The sequence below is a fragment of the Microbacterium sp. NPDC055599 genome, from assembly GCF_053618975.1.
The window spans coordinates 36,835-55,053 of sequence record NZ_JBSHIM010000021.1 but is presented as its reverse complement, the minus strand read 5'-3'; the positions used below and the strand labels follow the sequence as shown (position 1 = coordinate 55,053).

Sequence of the window (18,219 nt, the reverse complement as noted above, 5' to 3'; positions counted from 1 at the left end):
GATCGACACCGTGCTCGGGCCGCGCGACGCGGGGTGACGCCCGGACCCGGGGCCGGCGCTGCGGTGCCGCGTCGGCCCCGGGGCTCCACCGGGCGGCGCGTGCGGGCGGGGCGTGCGGCGGCGCGACGGCGAACCCGGGGCTCCACCGGGGAGGGCACGCGGCGACGAAGCCGGGCGCCGCGTGCGCGGTCAGGCCGCGAGGGCGAACGCGCCGCGCGAGGCCGAGACCGCCGCCGATGCCGGGGCCGCAGTCGCGCGCAGGTCGTCGGCCACGGCGCTGGTCAGCTCGACCAGGCTCGTGTCGAGGGCTCCGGCGATCGCGGCGATCATCTCGCTCGACGGCTCCTTGAGCCCGCGCTCGACCTCGGAGAGGTATTGCGGCGACACCCCGGCCTTCTCGGCGGTGGCGGTGAGGGTCTCCTCGCGGTCGTGCCGCCGACGGCGGAGCTGGTCGCCCAGCAGCTGCCGCCACAGCGGCTCGGGGTCGCTCGGCTGGGGACGGGCGGGACGGGGAGCGCGGGGGAACGGGACGATGTCGGCCATGCCTCACGATAATCCGGGCGCTCGGCGGGGTTCGAGGCGTTCTGCTCAGAGCAGAACGCCTCAGAGCGCCGCGGTCACACCCGGGAGCAGCTTCGTGAGGATCGACTGGAGCTGTTCGCGTTCCGCGGGGGTGAGCGGGTCGAGTACCAGCTCGCGCACCTGCTCCACGTGCACGGGGGCGGCGGTGCGCAGCATCTCCCTGCCCGCGGAGGTGAGCGCGGCCGACAGCGTGCGCTTGTCAGTACTGCACGACGTGCGCTCGACCCAGCCCCGCTCCTCGAGCGAGTCGAGCGCGTGACTCAGCCGCGAACGGCTCAGACCGGCGATGCGTGCGAGTTCCGTCATGGTCACCGCGCCGTCGTCGCGCCCCGCGAGCGTGACCATGATCGCGTAGCGCGCGTGATTCAGGCCCACCTCGTCCTTGAGCGTGCGGTCGAGCACCTGGGGCAGCAGCTGCACGAAGCGGATGACGGGCAGCCACGTCGCCATCTCCGTGTCGTCGAGCCGCCGCTCCGAGCGCTGGGCCGTCATGGTGTCCTCCCCGCCGGTCACGCCGCCGACAGGTCGATCGTGTGCGCGGTGTGGTCGCGCTTGGCCTGCAGGTAGCGCGAGTTCGACTCCGACAGGTGCACGCCGGTGGGCACGCGCTCGGTCACGCGGATGCCCAGCGCCTCGAGCTGCACGGCCTTGTCGGGGTTGTTGCTCAGCAGACGGATGCCGTCGACCCCGACGGCGCGGAGCATCTGGGCGGCGACCGTGTAGTCGCGCTCGTCCTCGCCGTGACCCAGGGCGACGTTCGCCTCGTACGTGTCGAGACCGGCGTCCTGCAGCGCGTAGGCGTCGAGCTTGGCGTAGAGGCCGATGCCGCGACCCTCCTGGCGCAGATACAGCAGGAACCCGCCCTGCTCGGCGATCCGTTCGACCGCTTCGCGCAGCTGGGGGCCGCAGTCGCATCGCTCGGAGCCGAACACGTCGCCGGTGAGGCACTCGCTGTGCGGGCGGACGAGCGGGGCATCGCCGCCCTCGGCCGCGCGGTCGAGCGCCGCGCGCCAGTCGCCGAGGCCGAGCAGCAGGTGCTCCCGTCCGTCGACCAGTCCGTCGAAGGTCACGACGTCGGCCGTGGTGGTGTACCCGTCGCCGAAGCGCAGCGGCACCCGCACGCGGGTCCGTTCGGTGGCAGCCGGCGCGACGGTTGAACTTTCAATCATGCGGGGTGCAACGCCCGCCGCCCGCTTCTATTCCCGACGGGAGGAGGTCGTGTCGTCGGATGACGCGACGAACCGAAGACGCACGGGGAGTCGGTAGCCTCGCAGCATGAGCGACCTCGTCTCCGCGACCGAACTGCACGACCTCCTCGCCGGTGAGGCGCCCGTCCGCGTGATCGATGTGCGCTGGCGTCTCGATCGACCGGAGGCCGGGCACGCCGACTACCTCACCGGTCACATCCCCGGCGCGGTGTTCGCGGCTCTGGACACGGAGCTGTCCACGCACGGCGAGCCGGACGCGGGGCGCCACCCGCTGCCGTCGACCGCCACGCTCCAGGCGGCCGCGCGCCGGTGGGGCGTGCGCGAGGGCGACACGGTCGTGGCGTACGACGACACGAAGGGGCTCGCGGCGGCTCGCGCGTGGTGGCTGCTCCGGCAGGCCGGTGTTCGTGTGCGCGTGCTCGACGGCGGGCTCCGCGCCTGGACGGCCGCCGGGTACGACACCGCGACCGACGACGTGATCCCGGAGCCGGGCGATGTGGTGCTCGACGAGATCGGCGACGACGCCCTCACGATCGACGAGGCCGCTGCGTTCCCGGAGTCGGGCGTGCTCCTCGACGTGCGCGCGCCCGAGCGCTACCGTGGCGAGACCGAGCCGCTCGACCCGGTGGCCGGACACATCCCCGGTGCCATCAACCTCCCGACCGGTTTGCATCTCGATGCGGACGGCCGGGTGCTCGACCGCGACACCGTGCTCGCCACGCTCGAAGGGGTCGGCGTCACCCGCGGCACCCCTGTTGCGGCGTACTGCGGCTCCGGCGTCACCGCGGCGCACACGGCGCTCGTGCTGCACGAGGTCGGCATCGACGCCCGGGTGTTCCCCGGCTCGTGGAGCCAGTGGTCGAACACCCCCGGTCGTCCGGTCGCGACGGGCGATCAGCCCGGCTGAACCTCCGCGTTCGCGGGCTCGTACCCCCAGCGCAGCTGGAGGGCGCCCGGGCCGAACGCGCGCCGCACCTGGTGCACGGAGGTGCCGCGGGTGAGCGGGACGGGCGAGACCGAGCGACCGTCCGGGGTCTCCACGACCTCTTCGCACCAGTCGGGCACCGCGTCGGGGTGGAATCGCGTCCACACCAGCAGCTCCCGGCACTGGCGGCCCACCGCGTGCCCGGTGTCGCGCGACGGCGGCGACCCCGGCGGGTACTCCACCGACCACTCGACCATCGCCGTGTCGGGCGCCTCGAGCGGCACGTCCAGCTCGAACAGCGCGCCGTGCACCTCGCCGCCCGGGTGCGAGTAGTGGCGGGTGAAACGCCCGCCCGACACCGCCCGAAGGATGGGGGCGGGGGAGGGCAGCCCCGGCATGATCTCCAGGAACGGGATCGCGTGGATGGTGCCGGTCGTGGACTGCACGATGCTCCTGGTGGAGCAGAAGGACACGTTGCCTCGCTCGTCGACGTCGGTGACCGAGTGCGTGGTCAGCTCGCGTGACGTGTCGGGGTACGGGCTGCCCATCGCCGTGTAGGCGTCGATCACGGCCTGCTCGATCTCGCGGTGGTCGATGGGGAAGCCGCTCACCCCGAGCGGTCCGGTGCGGTTGGGGCGGAGCAGACGGCTGAGTGCGGCGTCCTCCAGGCCGAGCAGGTCCTCGATGTCGGCCAGGGCCGCGAGCGACTGCGCGCCCTCCGGCCGGCGAGACCCGGAGCGCCAGTAGCTCAGCGTGGCCATCGACACCCGGTTGCCGCGTGCCTTGAGCTGGCGTTGCAGCCAGGAGAGCGTCACGGGTCTCGCGTTGATCGCGTCGCGCAGTGCCCTGGCGAAGGCGCTGCGCCCGGGTGGGCGCGGCACGCCACCGTTCGTGTACTCCATCACAACCCCCCGTCCGGTATGTGAAGAACACTTCCCTAGAGTGAGCATAAGACCGCGCGAGCACGCTTCAGGGGACCGAGCGAGCACGTGGGTCACTGGGCTCTGACGTGTGGGGGAGGTGCCCGACCCCGCGACCGTCCGGCCCGACGCAGTGACGCCCCCCGTGCTGCGTATGTCGTGAAGCCCGGCAATCGATCTGGGGAGATCCGCCGGGCTTCACGCGCATCCGCCCGGCGCTGGCGTCTCCCGCCCCCGCGTAGACTGGGGGGAAACCCCGGAGGACTCTGCATGTCTGCCCCTGCTCGCGCGTTCACCATGCGCCACGTGCAACTGCTGCGCGCACTGTTCGCGGCCGTCGCCGCCCTCATGATCACCTTCTCGTCGGATCACTCCGCCCCGGTGGGGCTGTCGGTGTTCAGCGGGTTCGTGCTGGTGACGGCGCTCGTGCACGTGCTGGCCGCCTGGCTGGTGCTGCCCGCGGGTTCGCGCTGGTCCTCCATCCTGCTCGCCGTGGTGAGCGCCCTCGCCGGCATGGCGAGCGGCGTCCCCGCCTGGCGCACGGACGACGTGTTCTTCGTGGTGGTGATCTCGTGGGCGGTGCTCAGCGGCGGGATCGAGCTGCTCGCGGGCATCCGGGCGCGTCGCGTCGGCGGGATGCTCGCCCGCGACGCGATCACGGTCGGCGCGCTGACGCTCCTGCTGGCGGTGGTGATGCTGCTGATCCCGGCCGGGTTCGTGCAGGAGTACACGATCGACGCGGCGGGCACGTTCGTGCTCTCCGGCATCATCCTGGGCGTGGGCATGTTCGGCGGTTATGCGGCGATCGTCGCCGTCTTCCTCGGCATTGCGGGACTGACCCCGAAGCGCGCCGACGCGCCGGAGGTCCCCCACGACGACCAGAGCGAGCCGGTCCAGCACGGAGGAGAGCGATGAGCGACGAGAAGCCCACCCGGCGGGACATCCTGCGTCCGCTCCACCTGCTCGGCATCGCGCTGGGCTGCGGCGTGTTCGCGATGGTGGTCACGCTGGTGTCGACCGGTGCCTTCACCCTGCGCGTGAACACGGCCATCGCGAACGGCACGTACGAAGGGCTCACGCCGCTGGCCCTGAGCCTGGTCGTGGGTGGCTCCGCGTTCATCGTGACCCTGCTGATCCTCGCGATGCTGATCCTCGCGGTCGACCCGGCCGATGTGACCAAGACCATCGACCGCCCGGTGCTGTACGACGCGGAGCCGGGCGAGAAGCCCGACAGCGACGACCAGGCCCCCGGGCGCTCCGGCACCGCGAAGTGACGACCCTCAGCCGCCCGTCCGTCGGAATACTCCGGCGGGCGGGCGGCTTGTGCCTGACGTGAGCACCCCCATCGATCGCGCCTCCGTCGGGCTCCGCTCGGAACGCGGACCGGTGCTCGCGGCGCTGATGCTCTCGACGGGTCTCATCGCGATCGACGCCACGATCCTGGCCACCGCCGTGCCCAGCATCGTGCGCGACCTCGGCAGTTACCAGCAGTTCCCGTGGCTCTTCTCGGTGTACCTGCTCGCCCAGGCCGTGAGCGTGCCCATCTACTCGCGCTTCGCGGACACGGTCGGACGCAAGCCCATCATCCTGCTCGGCATCGCCCTGTTCCTGCTCGGCTCGATCCTCTGCGGTCTCGCGTGGAGCATGCCGGCGCTCATCGCGTTCCGGGTGGTCCAGGGGCTCGGCGCCGGAGCCGTCGCCCCCATGTCGATGACGATCGTCGGCGACATCTACACGGTCGCCGAGCGCGCGAAGGTGCAGGGCTACATCGCCAGCGTGTGGGCGGTGTCGTCGGTGGTCGGACCGGCCCTCGGCGGCGTGTTCGCCCAGCTCGACGCGTGGCGCTGGATCTTCCTGATCAACATCCCCCTGTGCCTGCTCGCCGCGTGGGTGCTGCTGCGGCGGTACACGGAGCAGAAGCAGACGCAACGGCACCGCATCGACTACCTCGGGGCCGTGCTGCTGACGGTCGGCCTGACCGGGGTGATCCTCGGACTCCTCGAGGGCGGCAACGCCTGGGAGTGGCTGTCGGCGCCGAGCGCGCTGTGCTTCGGGGCGGGGATCGCGGCCCTGGTGCTGTTCGCGCTGGTGGAGCGGCGGGCACCGGAGCCGATCGTCGACCTGCGGCTCGTCTCGCGCCGGCTCATCCTCACCACGACCCTGGTCTCGCTCGGCGTGGGGGCGCTCATGATCGGCGTGACCAGCTTCGCGCCCACCTACCTGGAGGGCTCGCTCGGCATCGTGCCGCTGCTGTCGGGCCTCGCCGTGGCCGCGCTCACGCTCGGGTGGCCCATCGCCGCGGCCAACGTGGGGCGGTTGTACCTGCGCATCGGCTTCCGCCGCACCACGCTGATCGGCATGAGCATCGCCTCGGTCGCGGCGATCGTCCTGGCCTCGGTCGCGTCGTGGCCGAACCCGTACGTGCTCGCCGTGATCGCGTTCGTGCTGGGCTTCGGCCTGGGGTGGAGCGCGGCGCCGACCCTGATCGCCGCGCAGTCGTCGGTGGAGTGGGGTGAGCGCGGCGCCGTGACCGGCATGAACGCGTTCGCCCGCTCGGCAGGCAGCGCGGTCGGGGTGGCCGTGTTCGGGGCGATCTCGAACGCGATCATCTCCCAGGGGGCAGGGCCGGACGACCCCGGCACGATCGTGCACGCGTCGGTCGGGGTGTTCATCGCGGTCGCCCTGACCGCGCTGCTCACCCTGCTCGCGGCGTCGTTCATGCCGCGCGACCGCGTGGAGTCGTACTCCGGCTGACCGCGCGCGGGCTCAGCGGGCGAGGCGCTCGGCGATACCCGTGTAGGTCGCGGGGGTCAGGGCGAGCAGGCGCTGCTTGGCGGCGTCGCCGATCTCCAGACCCTCGACGAATGCCGCGAGCTCGGCCGCGCCGACGCGGTGCCCGCGCGTGAGCTCCTTGAGCAGCGCGTACGGGTCGGTGATGGTGGAGCGCCCGGCGACCACCTCGGCCCGGATGACCGTCTGGATCGCCTCGGCCAGCACCTCCCAGTTGCCGTCGAGGTCGGCGAGCAGCACGTCGCGCGAGAGCGAGATCGCGTTGAGTCCCCGGCGCAGGTTGTCGAGCGCGAGCAGCGAGTGCCCGAACGCGACACCGATGTTGCGCTGCGTGGTGGAGTCGGTGAGGTCGCGCTGCAGGCGGCTCGTGACGAGGGTCTGCCCGAGCGACGCGAACAGGGCGCCGGAGATCTCCAGGTTCGCCTCGGCGTTCTCGAAGCGGATCGGGTTGATCTTGTGTGGCATGGTCGACGAGCCCGTGGCACCGGCGACCGGGATCTGCGCGAAGTAGCCGAGCGAGATGTACGTCCAGATGTCGGTGGCGAGGTTGTGCAGGATGCCACCGGCGTGCCGCACGCGGTCGTAGAGCTCGACCTGCCAGTCGTGCGACTCGATCTGCGTCGTCAGGAGGTTGAAGCCGAGCCCCAGGCCCTCGATGTACTCGCGGGCGATGGTGGGCCAGTCGGCGTCGGGGTCGGCGGACAGGTGTGCCGACCAGGTGCCGGTCGCGCCGGAGAACTTCGCGAGGTAGTCGGTGCCGGCGATCTGCGCACGGACGCGCTCCAGCCGCCACGCGAACACCGCGAGCTCCTTGCCCATGGTCGAGGGCGTGGCGGGCTGGCCGTGCGTGCGGGACAGCATCGCGGCGTCGGCGTGCTCGACCGCCAGCTCGCGCAGCTTCGCGATCACGGTGTCGAGGGCCGGGAGCCAGACCTCCTCGACCGCGCGCTTGACGGTGAGGGCGTAGGAGGCGGAGTTGATGTCCTCGCTCGTGCAGGCGAAGTGCGTGAGCTCGGCGATCGCGTCGAGTCCGAGCGTCGAGAGACGGTCGCGCACCAGGTACTCCACGGCCTTCACGTCGTGCTGCGTGACGGCCTCCTTCTCGGCGAGCCAGTCGATCTCGGCCTGGCCGAAGTCGCGGTACAGCGCGCGCAGGCGCTCCTTGTCGGCGTCCGACAGCGGGCTCGTCTCGAAGAGCGAGCGGTCGGTGAGCGCGATCAGCCATTCCACCTCGACCTCGACGCGCGCGCGGTTGAGCCCGGCTTCGGAGAGGAAGTCGGCGAGTCCGGTGACGGCACCGCGGTAGCGACCGTCGAGGGGGCTCAGGGGCTGCGGCGGGAGCGAGGGCTGGAAAGTCAGGGGAGTCCTCCTGATCGGGCCCCTCAGAGTCGGGGCGTGCGGGGCGGGCGCAGAGCGGGTTCGAGCTGGCGGAACAGCCCCCGCGTGGCGGTCTCAATCATACCGAGCACCGAATCGAACATCTCGGCGCCCGCGTAGTAGGGGTCCGGCACGTCGGGGCTCGGCGCGTTCGGGTCGAACGAGAGCAGGAGCGTGACCTTGCCCTCCTCGTCTTCGTCGCGCGCCCACTCCCGCAGGATGCGCTCGTGCGTGCGGTCGAGCGCGACCACGAGGTCGTTCTCCGCGAACGACGCGAACGTGAACTGCTTGGCGCGGTGCTGCGAGCCGTCGTAGCCGCGGCGCGCGAGCGAGTCGATCGTGCGGTGGTCGGCGCGCTCGCCCAGGTGCCAGTCGCCCGTGCCCGCGCTGCGCGAGACGATCCGCGCGCCGAGGCCCTGGCGTTCCGCGAGGTCGCGGAACACGACCTCGGCCATGGGGGAGCGGCAGATGTTGCCCGTGCAGACGAAGATCACGCGGAAGGGATCCTGGGCTGTCACGGTGACCATTCTGCCGGTCGGGGCGCCTCCTGCACAGCGGCGGCCTCCCGGGACCCGCCCTTCCTGCACGTCTGTGCATCCGCGCGATCTCTTCACGGGCGCTGCGAACCGGGTCGGGAGCCATGTCGGCACCGGCGCAGGGTGGAGCCATGACCGCGTTCACCGCCACCACCTTCGACACTCCACCGCACGTCTGGGCCCGCATCCGCGCCTCGAGCCATCTGGGCGATGCGCTGCACGCGCTGAACGATGCCGTCGGCACGCTGCGCGCGGTGGTCGACGACACGGCGTGGGAGTCCGCAGCGCTCCGGGCGCTGCACGAGGGGATCGAGCGGCAGCACCACGCCGCGTCTGCCGAGGTCGAACGGCTCCGCGGTGTGCGCGACCACTGCCTGGGAGGCGACCGGTGGGCGGGCTGAGCATCGACCACGGCGGAGTGATCGCGGTCGACACCGAGGAGCTGCGGGCCGTGGCTGCGCGGATCGCCGCGGCCGCGGGGGCGTGCGGACGAGCGGCGACGGCGGTCGAGCAGGCCCGAGTCGCGGTGTCGTCCGATCCCGAGGCCTTCGAGGGGGTGCCGCTCCCCGCGCTGCGCGCCGCGGCCCAGGTGCTGCACGAGGTCGCCGCCGAGCTCGCACACGCGGCGGACGGAGCGCGACGCACGGCCGACGTGTTCGAGATCGTGGAGCTGCGGGCGAAGGTCGAGGCGCTCGCTCACACGGATGCGGGCGCGGCCACGGCGGCGCAGGCTCGGCTCGACCGTCTGCTCGCCGCCGACCCGGCTCTCGGCCTCGTCGCGACCGCGCTCGTGCTGCAGTGGACGACCCGTCCGCTCCTCGGCCCCGGGCTGCTCCTCGGCGGGCTCGGGCCGTCGGTGGCTCCGGCGGCGGCGGTGACCCAGTTGCTCGGCTCGACCACCGGTTTCGCGAAGGTGCAGCCGGGGGAGCGCCTCCGGGGTCACGCCGATCCGGTGCGCGTGACGGCGGTCGCCCGGTCCGCGCCGCGGGCTCCTGCCGACCTCACCGCGGCGCTGCGCCGTCTTCCGGAGAGCGGCGGCGCCCAGGTGGCCGTCGAGCGCTACACGATGAAGGACGGTGCGACCCGCTACGTGGCGTATCTCTCCGGCACGCGGTCGGTGTCGCTCGCGCCGACCGGGACGGAGCCGTGGGACATGCGCTCGAACGTGCAGCTGTACGCCGGTACGCGGTCGGCGTCGTACCAGGCGACCCTCGATGCGCTCGCAGCGTCGGGGGCGCAGCCCGGGGATCGTGTGGACGTCGTGGCGTACTCGCAGTCGGGCATGATCGCCGCGCACGTCGCGATGGAGAGCGACTTCGACGTGGAGCTGCAGATCACGGCGGGCAGTCCGTCGGAGCCGACGCTGGACGACGATCAGACGCTCGTGCAGCTGCGCCATGCCGACGATGTGGTCTCCCGGCTCGCGACGGGCGGCTCCGCTGAGGGCACGGGTTCGGCCGACAGCTTCACGGCCAGCAGGCTCGTCGAACCGCTGCCCGGCCCGGACGATCTGGGACTGGGGTCGCACGGGATCGAGGAGTACGAGGAGACCGCCCGCCTGGTGGACGCGTCGTCTGACCCGCGCGCCGAGGCCCTCGGCCGGTACTGGACCGAACTGGGCGAGGCCACCGAGGTGGAGCGTACGGAGTACCGTGCCGAACGCGTCGGATGAACTGCTGCGGTCCGCCACGGTGCGGCTAGGCGAACGCGAACGACTCCACGAGCGCGTACCCCTGGTCGTTCGACACCCGCACGGTGAAGTCCGTCTGCGGGGCGGGGTAGGGCAGGGCGCGCTCCTCGCCGGGCGCCAGCACCACGGTGTCCGTGGACTCGGGGCTGCCGTCGCTGCCCAGGTCGAACGCGACGGTCACGGTCATGGGCGCCGTCGAGTCGTTGCGCACGTGCACGGTCAGCACGCCGGAGCCGTCGTCCGGGTCGATCCGCGCGGTCAGTCCGAGCGGAGCGCAGTCGAGCTCCACGCGCTGCTGGAACCGGAGCCCCTCGTCGGTGCTCGCGCGGATCGTGTATCCGCCGTTGGGCACGAGCCCGAAGCCGAACGGGCGGGTCTCCCCCGGGGAGAGCAGGGGGCCGGGGCCCGCGTCCGGCTGAGCGCCGTCGGCGGTGAGCCCGAGGTACGTCTGGAGGGGATCCGCGGTGTCGTTGCGCAGCATGAGGGTGATGCGGTCGGCGGACTCGCACGCGGTCACGGTCCAGGCCGTCAGCTCCGGGGTCGCGCTCGCCGCGGCGACCGGGGCCGCGGCGACGGCCGCGACCACGGGAAGACTCCAGGCCGCGGCGACCACGGCGCGCCGCGTCACGCCCGCCGCCGCACCTCGTCCCTGCCGCTCGCCGAGGGGCTGCGGCTCGAACGGCCCCACGTCAGTCGCGGCGCGAGCGCTTGCTCTGCGGACGCAGGATGGCGCCGAAGATCCCGTTGATGATCGAGATGATCAGGGCGGCCAGCACGCCCCACCAGAACGAGCCGACCGACAGCCCCCAGCCGAAGCTGCTCGTGATCCAGGCCGTCAGCCACAGCAGGAAGCCGTTGATCACGAAGCCGATGAGCCCGAGCGTGAGGATGTACAGCGGGAAGGCCACGACCTTCACGACCGTGCCGATGATGGTGTTCACCAGGGCGAAGATCGCGCCGACCGCGAGCAGCGTGAGCACGAGCTGCAGGGTCTCTCCCGGGGGGAAGGCGGTCACGGTCACCTGAAGGACCGGGATGAGGGTGACGACCCAGATGGCGAAGGCGTTGACGACGACGCGGATGATGAAGCGCATAGTCCGTTCAGTGTCCCACGGCGACCGTGAGCTGTCAGCCTAGACTCGACGCGTGACCGAGCCCATCCTGCCCCGCATCCGTCCCGCCATCGCCGCCCTCGCGCCGTATCGGCAGGGGAAGCAGGCGGGGCCCGAGGCCTTCAAGCTGTCCAGCAACGAGAACCCGTTCGAGCCGCTGCCCTCGGTCGTCGACGCGCTGCAGCGCACCACCCCGATCAACCGCTACCCGGACGCCACGGCCGGGCGGCTGCGGGAGCGTCTCGGTGCGCGCTACGGCGTGCGGCCCGACGAGGTGCACGTCGCCTCGGGGAGCGTGTCGATCCTGCACCAGCTGATCCTCGCGACCGCGTCGGCCGGCGACGAGGTGGTCTACGCGTGGCGGTCGTTCGAGGCGTACCCGAGCCTGCCGCTCGTGGCCGGGGCGACCGGCGTGCAGGTGCCGCTCACGGCCGATGCGCGGCACGACCTCGACGCGATGGCCGCCGCGGTGACCGACCGCACGCGCGCCATCATCCTGTGCACGCCCAACAACCCGACCGGCCCGATCATCACGGCGTCGGAGTTCGACCGCTTCATCGACCGCGTTCCGGCCGACGTGCTCGTGATCCTCGACGAGGCGTACGCCGAGTTCGTGACCGCACCCGACGCCGTCGACGGTCTCGCCGCCCGCGTGTTCGAGCGGCACCCGAACGTGGTCGTGCTGCGCACCTTCTCCAAGGCGTACGGTCTGGCCGGTCTCCGCGTGGGCTACGCGATCGGGCACGAGAAGGTGCTCGACGCGGCACGCACCACGGGTATCCCGCTGTCGGTCACGTCCGCCGCCGAGAGCGCCGCGATCGCCAGCCTCGACGCCGAGGACGAACTGCTCGAGCGCGTCGCGGTCATCGTGGAGCGCCGTGAGCGCCTGGTGGCCGGGCTCCGCGCGCTCGGCTGGGACGTGCCCGACTCGCAGGCCAACTTCGTGTGGCTGCCCACCGGGGAGCGCACCGACGAGGTGGCCGCCGCTTTCGTGGCCGCCGACCTCATCGTGCGGCCTTTCTCGGGCGACGGGATCCGCATCTCGGTCGGCGAGGAGGAGTCGCTCGACCGCGTGCTGGAGGTCGCCGCAGCCCAGCGCTGACCCCCCGGGATCCGCGGAATCTCGGGCTTCCGCGAAGATACGAGGGGGCCCTAGGTATGCGTGACCCGGAATGCCGGCACGGGTAGCGTGGGGCCCGTGAGCACCCCAGAGACCCCCCTCGTACGCGTGCTGGACGAGACCGGAAAGGTCGCGCCCACGGCGGAGGCCGAACAGTATCTGCCGCTCGTCGAGGCGATCCCCGACGCCGAGCTCGAGCAGTTCTACCGCGACATGGTGAGCATCCGGGCCATCGACACCCAGGCGACGAACCTGCAGCGCCAGGGGCAGCTCGCCCTCTGGCCCCCGAGCCGCGGCCAGGAGGCGGCGCAGGTCGGCTCCGGTCGCGCCGCCCGCGCGCAGGACACGATCTTCCCGTCGTACCGTGAGCACGCGGTCACGCGCATCCGCGGCGTCGACCCGCTCGACATCATCAAGCTGATGCGCGGTGTCTCGCACGGCGGGTGGGACCCCACCGACCCGAAGAACGGCAACACGCGGCTGTACACCCTGGTGCTGGGCTCGCAGGTGCTGCACGCAGCGGGCTACGCGATGGGGGTCGCGTTCGACGGACGCTCGGGCACCGGCGACCCCGAGCGGGACGAGGCCGTCATCGTCTACTACGGCGACGGAGCCTCCAGCCAGGGCGACGTGCACGAGGCCATGGTCTTCGCTGCGAGCTACCAGGCTCCGACCGTGTTCTTCCTGCAGAACAACCACTGGGCGATCTCGGTGCCCGTGACCACCCAGTCGCGCGTGCCGCTCGTGCAGCGCAGCGCCGGGTACGGCATTCCCAGCGTGCGCGTCGACGGCAACGACGTGCTCGCCAGCTACGCGGTGTCCCGCGTGGCGCTCGACGAGGCCCGCGCGGGCGGCGGTCCGCGCGCGATCGAGGCCGTGACCTACCGGCTGGGTGCGCACACCACGAGCGACGACCCCACCAAGTACCGCGGCAACGACGAAGAGCTGGTGTGGGAGGGGCGCGACCCGATCGTGCGCATGCGCGCGTTCCTGGAGAACCGCGGCGCCTCAGCGCGGTTCTTCGACGAGGTCGACGCGGAGGCGGCCGACGCCGCGGAGGATCTGCGCGCGCGCACGGTGACCCTCGGCATGCCCGACCCCGACGAGATGTTCGACCACGTGTACAGCGACCCGCACCCGCTGATCGATCAGCAGAAGGCGTGGCGTGCGCAGTACGAGGCCTCGTTCGAAGGAGACGCCCGGTGACCCTGGAGACGATGCCGCTCGGCAAGGCGCTGAACGCGGGGCTGCGCAAGGCGATGGAGGACGACCCGAAGGTCCTCCTGATGGGTGAGGACATCGGGAAGCTCGGGGGTGTGTTCCGCATCACCGAGCACCTGCAGCGCGACTTCGGCGACCGGCGGGTGCTGGACACGCCGCTGGCGGAGTCGGGCATCGTCGGCACCGCGATCGGCCTGGCGATGGCCGGGTTCCGTCCGGTGGTCGAGATCCAGTTCGACGGGTTCGTGTTCCCGGCGTTCGACCAGATCACGACGCAGCTCGCGAAGCTCACCAACCGCCACGCGGGTTCGCTCAGCCTGCCGATCGTGATCCGCATCCCCTACGGCGGCCACATCGGCGCGGTCGAGCACCACCAGGAGAGCCCGGAGGCGTACTTCACGCATACCCCCGGTCTGCGCGTGGTGTCGCCGTCGACCGCGAACGACGCGTACTGGATGATCCAGGAGGCCATCGCGTCGAACGACCCGGTGATCTTCCTCGAACCCAAGAGCCGGTACTGGCCCAAGGGGGAGGTCGAGCTCGACGCGTCGGCCGTGCCGCTGCACTCGTCCCGGGTGGTGCGCACCGGCAGCGACGTGACCCTCGTGGGCCACGGCGCGATGGTCACCACGCTGCTGCAGGCCGCGGCGCTCGCGGAGGCCGAGGGCACGAGCTGCGAGGTCGTCGACGTGCGGTCGCTGTCGCCGGTCGACTACGACCCCATCCTGGGCTCGGTGCGCAAGACCGGCCGCATGGTCTACGCGCAGGAGGCTCCCGGTCACACGAGCCTCGGCAGCGAGATCGCGGCGACCGTGATGGAGCGCGCGTTCTATGCGCTCGAGGCGCCCGTGCTGCGGGTGTCGGGTTACGACACGCCGTTCCCTGCCGCCAAGCTGGAGGGCGCGTACCTGCCGGATGCCGACCGCATCCTCGAGGCCGTCGACCGCTCCCTCGCCTACTGAATCCGGTCCACGAGAGGATCACGCATGAGCACGCAGAACTTCCCCCTTCCCGATGTCGGTGAGGGTCTGACCGAGGCGGAGATCGTCGCGTGGAAGGTGGCACCGGGCGACCGGGTCGCCATCAACGATGTGATCTGCGAGATCGAGACCGCGAAGTCGCTGGTCGAGCTGCCCTCTCCGCACGCGGGCGTCGTGGGTGAGCTGCTCGTCGATGAGGGAGCGACGGTCGAGGTCGGGACCCCCATCATCACGTTCGTGACGGATGCCCGCGACGACGCCGGTCCCGGCGCCGTCGTCACGGCCGAAGCACCCGCTCCCGAGGAGGGTGGCGGCTCGGTGCTGGTCGGCTACGGTTCGGGCGGCGGGGCGACGTCGCGCCGCAAGCGTCCGGCCGAGCGCCCCGTGCGGTCGTCGGTGGGCGTGATCGCGAAGCCGCCCATCCGCAAGCTCGCCCGCGACCTCGGCGTCGACCTCACCACGGTCACCCCGACGGGTGCGGACGGCGAGGTCACCCGGGACGACGTGGTGAAGCACGCCTCGCAGGCCAGCGTGTTCCGCAACATCGAGACGCCCGAGTGGGGGAGTGTGCGCGAGGAGACGGTGCCCGCTCCGTCGGCGGCGCCGTCCGGGCTGGCGCGGGGCCTCACGGCCACCCGGCCCTCGGCGGCGGGCGACGACCGCACCGAATCGATCCCGGTGAAGGGCGTGCGCAAGGCCACGTCGTCGGCGATGGTGCAGAGTGCGTACTCGGCCCCGCACGTGACGGTGTGGAAGGAGGTCGACGCGACCCGCACGATGGAGCTCGTGAAGCGCCTCAAGGCGTCGCCGGACTATGCCGACATCAAGGTCTCGCCGCTGCTGCTCATGGCACGCGCGGTGATCTGGGCGGTGCGACGCACCCCGATGGTCAACGCCGCGTGGATCGATACGGAGGCCGGGGCCGAGATCGCCGTCCGTCACTACGTGAATCTGGGCATCGCGGCCGCCACGCCGCGCGGCCTGCTCGTGCCGAACATCAAGGACGCCCAGGACCTCAGCATGAAGGAGCTCGCCCGAGCCCTGAACCGGCTGACGCTGACCGCGCGGGAGGGCAAGACGCCTCCGGCCGACCAGCAGGGCGGGACCATCACCATCACGAACATCGGTGTGTTCGGGATGGATGCGGGAACGCCGATCATCAACCCGGGCGAGGCGGGCATCGTGGCGATGGGCACGATCAGTCAGAAGCCGTGGGTCGTCGACGGTGAGGTGCGTCCGCGCTGGGTGACCACGGTCGCCGGCTCGTTCGACCACCGCGTGATCGACGGCGACGGCATGAGCCGCTTCGTCGCCGACGTCGCCTCGGTCCTGGAGGAGCCCGCGCTCCTCGTGGACTGAGGTGTGGTCGGGTGGGTCGCGGTGCTCACGCCATGATGGGACCGTGACCCCACCCCGCACGAAGCGCGCCTCGCCGTTCTCCTCATCGGAGCGCTGGCGCTCCTGTCTCTGTCCGGTTGCGCACCGGAACCGGCTCCCGCGGACGACGCCGCCGCCGTCGAGACCGCGACCCCGACGCCCGAGATCCGGGCCGGGGATCTGCTCACCACCGCGCAGGCGGCCGAGATCAACGCGGCGGACGACCTCATCCGCGCGTATCCGGTCGCGTCGGAGTTCTACGCCGTGAAGTGGGGCGAGCCGATCCCGGAGGCCGTTCTGGCCGAGGTCGACGCGCAGGTGAAGGCAGGGGCCGGGGAGTCCTACGGGACGATGTCGGACCGGATCACCGAGGACTGGGTGCGTCTGAGCGACACCATGAAGCAGGAATCCGAGAAGCTCGGCGGGATCAGTATCGCCGCGGTCCAGTGCGCCCTGAGCTTCTCGACCGTCTCCAACGCCTTCGAGCCGACCTGGGTCATCTCCGAGCCGGGACCGGTGGGGCAGTACGAGTCACAGGAGGCTGCGCTCGCGCGGGCCGAGGGGTGGGCGCAGGACGGCAAGAAGATGTACGTCGTCATCGACAACCTCGGCTGCTGACGCGAGGCGCCGGGGCGTTCGCCCGTTCCCGCCGAGAAGGTTCCCGCCTATCGTCACGAGCGCGACAAATGGGGCCTCGGGAACTTCAGCCCGGTCCCGTCGGACCCCGTGGTCCCGCCACGGATCGCAGAGTGCCCGGTGCAGATCGAAGCGCGCGTCGCGCAGGTCGTTCCGATCGACGATGGCAACGCTCTGGCGGTCGAGGCGGAGGTTCTGCGGGTCCACGTGCACGAAGAGATCCTGAAGACGCACGGGCCGGATCGAATCGACACGGAGAAGTGGAACCCGCTCTCCTACGCCTTCCGCCACTACTTCGCCCAGGGGCCGCACGTCGGCTCCAACTTCCGCGCGCCGCTCCTCGACGAGCCCGTCGTCGTGTCCTGATCGTCGGCCCGCGCGCCGGGTCCTGGCCGACTGCCGCGCTCAGCGATCCGACACCGGGGCCGGCCGTCCTCGCTCTAGGCGGTCGTGCGCAGGCGCCGGGCCGCGAGCAGCGGCACGGCGTGCTCCCGGGCGGCGCGGCGGGCGGTCGCGACGGCGCCCACCGACACGACCTCTGCACCGAGCGACGACGCGAGGATCTCGGGCGCCGGCAGGTGCAGTTCCGCGGGGAGGATGCGGCGGGCGGCGGCGAGCACCGGCTCCACGCTCTCGGCCACCGCGCCGCACACGATCACGCGGGCGGGGTCGTACATGCTGCCGAGCACGCCGACCACACGGGCGACCGTGGCGCCCACCCGCTCGGCGACCCGCAGCGCGTCGGGGTCGCCGGAGGCGGCGAGGGTGAGCACGAGCCGTGGCTCCACGGGGCCGTCCGCCACGAGCCGTCCGAGGGAGCCGTCGGTCGCGGCCTCTCCCGACTCGACGGCGGCGCGTGCCTGGTCCTGCAGGGCATAGCGGAGCCCGAACGCCGAGCCGACGCCGACGATGTGGTCGAACACCACGCCCTCGCCCACGCCGCCGTGGGCCCCGTGCAGCACGTGCCCGTCGACGACGACTCCGCCGCCGAAGCGTTCGCTGGCGAGAAGGGCCACGTAGTCGCGGCAGTCCTGCGCGGCGCCGAGCGTGCCCTCGGCGATCGCGGCGAGCTGGGCGTCGTTCTTCACCTCGACCACGGGTGCCCAGTCGTGCAGGGCCGCGGCGAGGCCGGGGTTGGTGCGCTCCCAGAAACCCTGGGGGTGCGGCGGGGAGATGCCGTCGCGGTCGACCGGGGCGGCGACGCCGACGCACACCGCGAGCACGTGGTCCGCGTCGACCCCGGCCTCGCTGCGGGCGGCCTTCATCCGCTCGACGATCGTGGCCCGGCGGGCCTCGGCGCTCTGGGTCGGGTCGAGCTCGGTGCGGTGATGCACGAGCGTGCGGTCGAGCGGGTCGGCGACCGTGACCGCGAGGTGGGTGTCGCCCGCGTCGACGCCGATCACCACGCCGAGGTCGGGGGAGAGGGCGAACCGTCGGGCGGGGCGTCCGGCGCGGTAGTCGCCCGTGGCCCTGGCGTTGGGCAGCTCGCGCAGCACCTCGGCGCCCACGAGGGTGTCGATCGCGTCGATCGCGGTCGAGCGGGTGAGGGAGGTGCCGGCCATGGCCTCGGTGGCGGTGAACTCGCTGGCGGTCCAGGCGAAGTCGAGGACGGCGCCGACGCTCGCGCGCCCGGTGCCCAATCCCGCCGAGACCTCCGCCACTCCCCTTGACCTTTCTGTCGCCCAGATGAGACAGTACCTCCTGACGGACTAGATTCGCTCACTAGATTTAGTCCCCAGATCTAC

20 protein-coding genes and 1 pseudogene are annotated in these 18,219 nt (G+C 72.0%); 12 read left to right on the top strand and 9 right to left on the bottom strand.

The window, feature by feature from the left end:
* Window positions 1–189: 189 nt before the first annotated feature.
* From ACWGQ1_RS17140 to ACWGQ1_RS17130, 3 genes are read right to left on the bottom strand one after another with little or no spacing between them, the layout of a single operon-like run.
* Window positions 190–543, bottom strand: a complete 354-nt coding sequence (locus ACWGQ1_RS17140) for a helix-turn-helix domain-containing protein (RefSeq protein ID WP_206252270.1) — start codon at window positions 541–543, stop codon at window positions 190–192.
* 60 nt (window positions 544–603) lie between these two features.
* Window positions 604–1,074 carry a MarR family winged helix-turn-helix transcriptional regulator gene (locus ACWGQ1_RS17135; protein WP_378822166.1) on the bottom strand — a complete coding sequence of 157 codons (471 nt, stop codon included), beginning with the start codon at window positions 1,072–1,074 and terminating at the stop codon, window positions 604–606.
* 17 nt (window positions 1,075–1,091) lie between these two features.
* Window positions 1,092–1,751 (bottom strand): GTP cyclohydrolase II, encoded by a 660-nt coding sequence (locus ACWGQ1_RS17130; RefSeq protein ID WP_136032021.1) that lies wholly within the window; start codon window positions 1,749–1,751, stop codon window positions 1,092–1,094.
* Between the two features lie 106 nt (window positions 1,752–1,857).
* Here ACWGQ1_RS17130 and ACWGQ1_RS17125 point away from each other — a divergent pair, with 106 nt between their 5' ends.
* On the top strand, window positions 1,858–2,697 hold the full coding sequence (locus tag ACWGQ1_RS17125; protein ID WP_136032024.1) for a sulfurtransferase: 840 nt from the start codon (window positions 1,858–1,860) through the stop codon (window positions 2,695–2,697).
* Here ACWGQ1_RS17125 and ACWGQ1_RS17120 read toward each other — a convergent pair.
* Entirely contained in the window at window positions 2,685–3,617 is a 933-nt protein-coding gene (locus ACWGQ1_RS17120; protein ID WP_136032026.1) for a hypothetical protein, read from the bottom strand. The genes ACWGQ1_RS17125 and ACWGQ1_RS17120 overlap by 13 nt on opposite strands.
* Window positions 3,618–3,905: 288 nt before the next feature.
* On the opposite strand from ACWGQ1_RS17120, the gene ACWGQ1_RS17115 reads away from it, so the two are divergent.
* The 3 genes from ACWGQ1_RS17115 (at window position 3,906) to ACWGQ1_RS17105 (ending at window position 6,389) form a co-directional block, all read left to right on the top strand.
* Entirely contained in the window at window positions 3,906–4,550 is a 645-nt protein-coding gene (locus ACWGQ1_RS17115) for an acyl-CoA synthetase (RefSeq protein WP_136036388.1), read from the top strand.
* Window positions 4,547–4,909 (top strand): hypothetical protein, encoded by a 363-nt coding sequence (locus ACWGQ1_RS17110; protein ID WP_136032030.1) that lies wholly within the window; start codon window positions 4,547–4,549, stop codon window positions 4,907–4,909. The genes ACWGQ1_RS17115 and ACWGQ1_RS17110 overlap by 4 nt, the downstream gene beginning before the upstream one ends.
* A 127-nt stretch (window positions 4,910–5,036) precedes the next feature.
* The gene (locus ACWGQ1_RS17105) at window positions 5,037–6,389 is read left to right on the top strand and encodes an MFS transporter (RefSeq protein ID WP_446724367.1); all 1,353 of its coding nucleotides are present in this window, start codon (window positions 5,037–5,039) and stop codon (window positions 6,387–6,389) included.
* Window positions 6,390–6,401: 12 nt separating this feature from the next.
* Here ACWGQ1_RS17105 and purB read toward each other — a convergent pair whose 3' ends face one another.
* Complete coding sequence (gene purB / locus ACWGQ1_RS17100) at window positions 6,402–7,784, bottom strand: adenylosuccinate lyase (protein ID WP_136032033.1); 1,383 nt, start codon at window positions 7,782–7,784, stop codon at window positions 6,402–6,404.
* A gap of 23 nt (window positions 7,785–7,807) precedes the next feature.
* Window positions 7,808–8,329 carry a low molecular weight protein-tyrosine-phosphatase gene (locus tag ACWGQ1_RS17095; RefSeq protein ID WP_205812681.1) on the bottom strand — a complete coding sequence of 174 codons (522 nt, stop codon included), beginning with the start codon at window positions 8,327–8,329 and terminating at the stop codon, window positions 7,808–7,810.
* A 140-nt stretch (window positions 8,330–8,469) separates the two neighbouring features.
* On the opposite strand from ACWGQ1_RS17095, the gene ACWGQ1_RS17090 reads away from it, so the two are divergent.
* Window positions 8,470–8,739, top strand: a complete 270-nt coding sequence (locus ACWGQ1_RS17090) for a hypothetical protein (RefSeq protein WP_136032036.1) — start codon at window positions 8,470–8,472, stop codon at window positions 8,737–8,739.
* Window positions 8,727–10,010, top strand: coding sequence for a hypothetical protein (locus tag ACWGQ1_RS17085; protein WP_378803002.1), 1,284 nt, complete (start codon window positions 8,727–8,729; stop codon window positions 10,008–10,010). Before ACWGQ1_RS17090 ends, ACWGQ1_RS17085 begins: the two co-directional genes overlap by 13 nt.
* A 25-nt stretch (window positions 10,011–10,035) precedes the next feature.
* On the opposite strand, the gene ACWGQ1_RS17080 is transcribed toward ACWGQ1_RS17085, so the two are convergent.
* Together ACWGQ1_RS17080 and ACWGQ1_RS17075 are read right to left on the bottom strand one after the other, a co-directional pair.
* A complete protein-coding gene (locus ACWGQ1_RS17080; RefSeq protein WP_452313420.1) occupies window positions 10,036–10,716 on the bottom strand; it encodes a hypothetical protein in 681 nt (226 codons plus the stop codon).
* A 1-nt stretch (window position 10,717) separates the two neighbouring features.
* Window positions 10,718–11,122: a phage holin family protein gene (locus tag ACWGQ1_RS17075; protein ID WP_136032042.1), complete on the bottom strand. Its 405-nt coding sequence runs from the start codon at window positions 11,120–11,122 to the stop codon at window positions 10,718–10,720.
* 52 nt (window positions 11,123–11,174) lie between these two features.
* On the opposite strand from ACWGQ1_RS17075, the gene ACWGQ1_RS17070 reads away from it, so the two are divergent.
* From ACWGQ1_RS17070 to ACWGQ1_RS17045, 6 genes and pseudogenes are all read left to right on the top strand, one after another.
* Window positions 11,175–12,242: a histidinol-phosphate transaminase gene (locus ACWGQ1_RS17070; RefSeq protein WP_136032044.1), complete on the top strand. Its 1,068-nt coding sequence runs from the start codon at window positions 11,175–11,177 to the stop codon at window positions 12,240–12,242.
* 96 nt (window positions 12,243–12,338) lie between these two features.
* Window positions 12,339–13,466: a thiamine pyrophosphate-dependent enzyme gene (locus tag ACWGQ1_RS17065; RefSeq protein ID WP_452313419.1), complete on the top strand. Its 1,128-nt coding sequence runs from the start codon at window positions 12,339–12,341 to the stop codon at window positions 13,464–13,466.
* An 11-nt stretch (window positions 13,467–13,477) separates the two neighbouring features.
* Window positions 13,478–14,443, top strand: coding sequence for an alpha-ketoacid dehydrogenase subunit beta (locus ACWGQ1_RS17060; RefSeq protein ID WP_168387233.1), 966 nt, complete (start codon window positions 13,478–13,480; stop codon window positions 14,441–14,443).
* Window positions 14,444–14,467: 24 nt separating this feature from the next.
* Entirely contained in the window at window positions 14,468–15,820 is a 1,353-nt protein-coding gene (locus ACWGQ1_RS17055; RefSeq protein WP_136032052.1) for a dihydrolipoamide acetyltransferase family protein, read from the top strand.
* A 282-nt stretch (window positions 15,821–16,102) separates the two neighbouring features.
* Window positions 16,103–16,456 carry a hypothetical protein gene (locus ACWGQ1_RS17050; RefSeq protein ID WP_452313418.1) on the top strand — a complete coding sequence of 118 codons (354 nt, stop codon included), beginning with the start codon at window positions 16,103–16,105 and terminating at the stop codon, window positions 16,454–16,456.
* A 66-nt stretch (window positions 16,457–16,522) separates the two neighbouring features.
* Window positions 16,523–16,840: pseudogene (locus ACWGQ1_RS17045) on the top strand (hypothetical protein); the annotation flags it as partial.
* Window positions 16,841–16,914: 74 nt separating this feature from the next.
* Here the strand turns inward: ACWGQ1_RS17045 and ACWGQ1_RS17040 are convergent.
* Window positions 16,915–18,135 carry an ROK family protein gene (locus ACWGQ1_RS17040; RefSeq protein ID WP_247982392.1) on the bottom strand — a complete coding sequence of 407 codons (1,221 nt, stop codon included), beginning with the start codon at window positions 18,133–18,135 and terminating at the stop codon, window positions 16,915–16,917.
* Between the last annotated feature and the right edge of the window lie 84 nt (window positions 18,136–18,219).